Origin of the sequence: Pseudomonas sp. R62 (assembly GCF_000257605.1) — a bacterium.
GTDB lineage: Bacteria > Pseudomonadota > Gammaproteobacteria > Pseudomonadales > Pseudomonadaceae > Aquipseudomonas > Aquipseudomonas atacamensis.
This window is the reverse complement of the sequence record NZ_JH635998.1, coordinates 213,198-218,353: the sequence shown is the minus strand read 5'-3', so window position 1 is coordinate 218,353 and position 5,156 is coordinate 213,198. Positions and strand designations below refer to the sequence as shown.

General features: G+C 59.9%; 6 protein-coding genes and 1 pseudogene. 4 read left to right on the top strand and 3 right to left on the bottom strand.

Features of this window, described 5'->3' with window-relative positions:
* Positions 1-105: 105 nt before the first annotated feature.
* Positions 106-2,199, top strand: coding sequence for an LTA synthase family protein (locus tag OQK_RS02430; RefSeq protein WP_016770948.1), 2,094 nt, complete (start codon positions 106-108; stop codon positions 2,197-2,199).
* A gap of 72 nt (positions 2,200-2,271) precedes the next feature.
* Here OQK_RS02430 and OQK_RS29000 read toward each other — a convergent pair whose 3' ends face one another.
* The gene (locus OQK_RS29000; protein ID WP_003183939.1) at positions 2,272-2,424 is read right to left on the bottom strand and encodes a DUF3309 family protein; all 153 of its coding nucleotides are present in this window, start codon (positions 2,422-2,424) and stop codon (positions 2,272-2,274) included.
* Positions 2,425-2,753: 329 nt separating this feature from the next.
* On the opposite strand from OQK_RS29000, the gene OQK_RS02420 reads away from it, so the two are divergent.
* The 3 genes from OQK_RS02420 (at position 2,754) to csrA (ending at position 4,284) form a co-directional block, all read left to right on the top strand.
* Entirely contained in the window at positions 2,754-3,569 is an 816-nt protein-coding gene (locus tag OQK_RS02420; protein WP_016770947.1) for an SDR family oxidoreductase, read from the top strand.
* Positions 3,570-3,632: 63 nt separating this feature from the next.
* Positions 3,633-3,965 carry a YnfA family protein gene (locus tag OQK_RS02415; protein ID WP_016770946.1) on the top strand — a complete coding sequence of 111 codons (333 nt, stop codon included), beginning with the start codon at positions 3,633-3,635 and terminating at the stop codon, positions 3,963-3,965.
* A gap of 133 nt (positions 3,966-4,098) precedes the next feature.
* On the top strand, positions 4,099-4,284 hold the full coding sequence (gene csrA, locus OQK_RS02410; RefSeq protein WP_016770945.1) for a carbon storage regulator CsrA: 186 nt from the start codon (positions 4,099-4,101) through the stop codon (positions 4,282-4,284).
* A 5-nt stretch (positions 4,285-4,289) separates the two neighbouring features.
* On the opposite strand, the gene OQK_RS02405 is transcribed toward csrA, so the two are convergent.
* Together OQK_RS02405 and OQK_RS02400 are read right to left on the bottom strand one after the other, a co-directional pair.
* Positions 4,290-4,517: a YheU family protein gene (locus tag OQK_RS02405; protein ID WP_003172962.1), complete on the bottom strand. Its 228-nt coding sequence runs from the start codon at positions 4,515-4,517 to the stop codon at positions 4,290-4,292.
* A 169-nt stretch (positions 4,518-4,686) separates the two neighbouring features.
* Positions 4,687-5,156: pseudogene (locus OQK_RS02400) on the bottom strand (osmoprotectant NAGGN system M42 family peptidase); the annotation flags it as partial.

The following is a 5,156-nucleotide window of genomic DNA, read 5'->3' as shown; positions in this document are numbered from 1 at the left end:
GCAACATTTGCGCACCGCGCACGCCCCGGGGTCTGGACTGACCAATAGAGGGCCTGGCGCCGCTGTATTTTTGCAACTTCAACTTCCAATGGGTCCTAAAACGACATGGCAAACCCGGACGCCCTGAATCAGCAGCGATCTTCTGCTCGCCTGCTGCAACCGACCGTCAAATCGCATCTGGCCTACACGCTGCTGTGCGCACTGGTCATGATGGTCATGTTTTCCGCGCTGCGCCTTGCGCTGCTGGTCTACAACCGCGAGATGATCCTCGACACCCCAGCCGCGACCTTCCTTGAAGCGTTCGTCAACGGTCTGCGTTTCGACCTGCGCCTGGTGGTGTACCTGTGCATTCCGCTGGTGCTGGCACTGTTCAGTGCCCGGGCCATGGCCGCGCGCGGTTTCTTCCGTCTGTGGCTGACCGTCGCGTCGAGCATCGCGCTGTTCCTCGGCCTGATGGAGATGGACTTCTACCGCGAGTTTCACCAGCGCCTCAATGGTCTGGTGTTCCAGTACGTGAAGGAAGACCCGAAAACCGTAATGAGCATGCTCTGGTACGGTTTCCCGGTGGTGCGCTACTTGCTGGCATGGGTAATCGGCACGGTCATTCTGACCCTGGCGTTCAAAGGCGCCGACCGCGCCACCCGCCCGCGCGGACCGTTCAGCGGCGGCAGCGTCAGCTCCCGTCAGGTTGCGCCGTGGTACACCCGCCTGGCGGTGTTCGTGGTTTGCCTGCTGATCTGCGTGGTCGCCGCTCGCGGCACCTTGCGTCAGGGCCCGCCGATGCGCTGGGGTGACGTCTACACCACCGATTCCAACTTCGCCAACCAGCTCGGCCTCAACGGCACGCTGTCGCTGGTCGCCGCAGCCAAGGCGCGCATGGGCGAAGACCGCGACAACATCTGGAAAGCCACGCTGCCGCAGGAGCAGGCGCAGCAAGTGGTGCGCGACATGTTGCTGATGCCGGACGACAAACTGGTCGATGCCGACATCGCCGCTGTTCGCCGCGACTACATGCCGCCGGCCGACAAGACCCTGCCGATCAAGAACGTCGTGGTGATCCTGATGGAAAGCATGGCCGGTCACTCGGTCGGTGCTTTGGGCGCGCCGGGCAATATCACCCCGTACCTGGACAAGCTGTCGAAGGAAGGTCTGCTGTTCGACCGTTTCTTCTCCAACGGCACCCACACCCACCAGGGCATGTTCGCGACCATGGCCTGCTTCCCCAACCTGCCGGGTTTCGAATACCTGATGCAGACCCCGGAAGGCAGCCACAAACTGTCCGGTCTGCCGCAGCTGCTCAGCGCCCGCGACTATGACGATGTCTATGTCTACAACGGCGACTTCGCCTGGGATAACCAGTCGGGCTTCTTCAGCAACCAGGGCATGACCAACTTCGTTGGCCGCAACGACTTCGTCAATCCGGTGTTCTCCGATCCGACCTGGGGCGTGTCCGACCAGGACATGTTCGATCGTGGCCTGCAGGAACTGAAGGCGCGGGAAAACGGCAAGCCGTTTTACGCATTGCTGCAAACCCTGTCCAACCACACGCCGTACGCCTTGCCCACGCCATTGCCGGTCGAGCGCGTCACTGACCGTGGCAGCCTCAACGAACACCTGACCGCCATGCGCTATTCCGATTGGGCGCTCGGCCAGTTCTTCGAGAAGGCGCGCAAAGAGAAGTACTTCAACGAAACCCTGTTTGTCATCGTCGGCGACCATGGCTTCGGCAACGAGCGCCAGATCACCGAAATGGACCTGGGTCGCTTCAACGTGCCGATGCTGATGATTGCCCCGGGCATCCAGCAAAAGTTCGGTACCCGCGACCACACCGTGGGCACGCAGATCGACATCGTGCCGACCATCATGGGCCGCCTCGGTGGCGAAGTGCGTCACCAGTGCTGGGGCCGCGACCTGCTCAACCTGCCGCAGGGCGACACCGGTTTCGGTGTGATCAAGCCTTCGGGCAGCGAGCAGACTACCGCCATCGTCACCGCCGATGAGATTCTGGTGCTGCCGCGTGACAAGGACATGGGCCCGAAAATCTGGAAATATCAGCTTGGCGCCAACCCGCACGCCGAAGTTGTGCCAGACGCGCCGCGCACTGCCGAACTCAAACTCAAACTTGAGGCGTTCCTGCAAACCGCGACCAAGAGCTTGCTCGATAACACCGCCGGTGTCATTCACGGCAAGCCGGACTGATAACTGGTTAAAGTCCACGCAATAAAAAAGAGGCCCTTGCAAAAGGGCCTCTTTTTTTACAGCTTCAAATCGTCATATCTTGCCGAGTAACAACAGCACCAGCAGCACGACCAACACCACGCCGATAATACCCGACGGGCCATAACCCCAACTTCTGGAGTGCGGGAAGACCGGCAGACCACCGATCAGCAACAGGATCAGGATGATGATTAGAATTGTGCCCATGGGTGATTTCCTTGTTCAGAGTCTGGAAGAGTCTTGATGCTCAGTGGGCAGCTGGAGAGCAACTAAATTCCAGCCGGCTTACATGTTCCGACTTGCGCCGGTGAAAAATAATTCAATGTTTTTTTAATGTATTTGGATTGCTCGGTTATTTCCTTTCCAGCAAAAAGATCGCAGCCTCGTTGCACTCGTCAGCTCCTGCATGAGACCAATCGGAACGATGACGGCTGGAATCTTTTGATCCTCCATTCAGCAACTGGATGGAGCGTGGGTGAACGAAGTTCCTTCGCTACACTCGGCTCATCTTTCCCGGAACAACAAGGCTGTCCGCTATGCAAAATCGCATGATGATCACTGGTGCAGGCTCAGGCCTGGGTCGCGAAATCGCGCTGCGCTGGGCCCGTGAAGGCTGGCGGCTGGCCTTGTCCGATGTCAGTGAACCCGGCCTGCAGGAAACCCTGAAACTGGTGCGCGAGGCGGGCGGTGACGGCTTCATTCAGCGCTGTGACGTGCGCGATTACAGCCAGCTCACCGCCTTCGCCCAGGCCTGCGAAGAGAAGCTCGGCGGCATCGACATCATCGTCAACAATGCCGGCGTCGCCTCGGGCGGATTCTTCAGCGAGTTGTCGCTGGAAGACTGGGACTGGCAGATCGCGATCAACCTGATGGGTGTGGTCAAGGGCTGCAAGGCGTTCCTGCCGCTGCTGGAACAGAGCAAGGGCAAGATCATCAACATCGCCTCCATGGCCGCGTTGATGCAAGGCCCGGCAATGAGCAACTACAACGTGGCCAAGGCCGGCGTAGTGGCGTTGTCGGAAAGTCTGCTGATCGAACTGGCGCAGCAGGAAGTGGCGGTGCATGTGGTTTGCCCATCGTTCTTCCAGACCAACTTGCTCGATTCTTTCCGCGGCCCGACCCCGGCCATGAAAGCCCAGGTCGGCAAGTTGCTGGAAAGTTCGCCAATCAGTGCCGCCGACATCGCTGACTACATCTATCAGCAAGTCGCCGCCGGCGAATTCCTGATTCTGCCTCACGAACAAGGGCGCATGGCCTGGGCGATCAAGCAAAAGAATCCGCAACTGCTCTACAACGAAATGACTTCCATGGCCGAGAAAATGCGCGCCAAGGCCAAACAAAACAACGCTTGATCTTGTTCGATTCCTGCCGCGTCGTTAGGGTGGCCGCCACGGTCACCCTGTCGAGACGCCTCCATGCTCAATTACTTGTGGTTCTTCCTTGCGGCGCTGTTTGAAATCGCCGGCTGTTTTGCCTTCTACATGTGGCTGCGCCAGGGCAAGAGTGCGTTGTGGGTGATTCCCGCGTTGCTCAGCCTGACCCTGTTCGCGCTGTTGCTGACCCGTGTTGAAGCGGCCTACGCCGGGCGCGCCTATGCCGCGTATGGCGGGATCTACATCGTTGCTTCGATTGGCTGGCTGGCGGTGGTCGAGCGGGTGCGTCCGCTGGGCTCGGACTGGATCGGCATGGCCCTGTGCGTGGTCGGTGCCAGCATCATTCTGTTCGGGCCGCGCTTTTCCGCTGCCTGAGGCTTTTGTGCGAAGCGTCTGACAGCTGCGGGCGTGGGCTCCTGTAGGGCAAGACTGATTTGCTCGTCGTGGATTGTGAAGACGCTGTAAGCCGCGCATCCTCAGGGTTTGCCAGTCCTGAAGGATGAATCCCATGCTTGTACTCAGCCGTGTGGTCGGTGAGTTGATTTCAATCGGAGACGACATCACCCTGCGTGTTCTGTCGGTCAACGGCTCCAGCGTGCGCTTCGGCGTCGAAGCGCCGAAAAAGGTCCATGTACACCGCGCCGAGGTCTATGACCGGATCAGGCGCAAGGAGGCTGCGGCGAAGGCTGGCTGACGGTTTCAGTCGAACAGATGCTTGGGTACGTCGTGCTTGAGCATCAGCTGGCACTGTTCGCTTTCCGGATCGAACACGATCAATGCCTGGCCTTTGGTCAGTGCCTGACGCACGCGCAGGACGCGGGTTTCCAGCGGGGTGTCATCGCCGTTGTCGGTACCGTCGCGGGTGACGAAATCCTCGATCAGGCGGGTGAGGGTGTCGACTTCAAGCGCGTCGTGGGGAATGAGCATGGGCACCTCGGTCAAATCGATGTCGGGATGCTACGGGGATTGGGTTTCGTCTGCCAGTTCTGTATTGGCCGTGCCGGGCAATTCGCGAGCAGGCTCGCTCCCACCTTTGAAATGCGATCCCTGTGGGAGCGAGCCTGCTCGCGAAGGCGGTTATCTGTTCACCGAAGGTTCAACTGTCAGAACGCTGCCCCACCAGACTGTCCACCGGCGGCACGCGGGTTTCGCTTTCCATCTGCGTGTCATGCTCGATCTGATGGCTGAAACGATCCAGTGAAGCATTGGCCGGCGCCGCATCGCTGGCAAACACCGGCGGGCTGAGAATGTACGCACCGAGCAAACGGCTGAGCGCCGCCAGGCTGTCGATGTGCGTGCGTTCGTAGCCATGGGTGGCATCGCAGCCGAAAGCGAGCAGGGCGGTGCGAATGTCGTGGCCGGCGGTGACCGCCGAGTGCGCATCGCTGAAGTAATAGCGGAACATGTCACGGCGCACCGGCAATTCGTGTTCATCGGCCAGACGCAACAGATGCCGCGACAGGTGATAGTCATACGGCCCGCCCGAATCCTGCATCGCCACGCTCACCGCGTGTTCGCTGGAATGCTGGCCGGGTGCGACCGGTGCAATGTCGATGCCGACAAACT